Origin of the sequence: Exiguobacterium sp. s127, assembly GCF_018618695.1 — a bacterium.
In the GTDB taxonomy this organism is placed as follows: Bacteria; Bacillota; Bacilli; order Exiguobacteriales; family Exiguobacteriaceae; genus Exiguobacterium_A; species Exiguobacterium_A oxidotolerans.
Window position 1 is genome coordinate 1 of sequence record NZ_JACSMO010000042.1, and the last position, 315, is coordinate 315.

At 53.7% G+C, this 315-nt stretch carries 1 protein-coding gene; it reads left to right on the forward strand.

The genetic code is table 11. From position 1 onward, the window contains the following. The coding region (locus tag KNP98_RS15975; RefSeq protein WP_214812262.1) for a zinc ribbon domain-containing protein at nucleotides 1-315 on the forward strand (315 nt) is incomplete at both ends.

Consider the following 315-nt stretch of genomic DNA (forward strand, 5'->3'; position numbering starts at 1 on the left):
GAAGAACATGCAGAAGAATCGCAAGTTGAGCAAGTCCATCTCCGAGGTCAGTTGGTCGGAGTTCTTCCGCATGCTCGGATACAAGGCGGCATGGTACGGGAAGACCGTCGTGAAAGTCGGAAAGACCTTCGCCTCTAGTCAACTGTGCTCCCGTTGCGGACATCAACACAAAGACGTGAAGCATCTTGGCTTGCGTGAATGGACATGCCCGAGTTGCTGCATCCATCACGACCGTGATGTGAACGCAGGACTGAACCTCAAACAAGAAGCTGAACGCCTCTTAGCTTCTTCAACCGTCGGGACGACGGGGTTAGC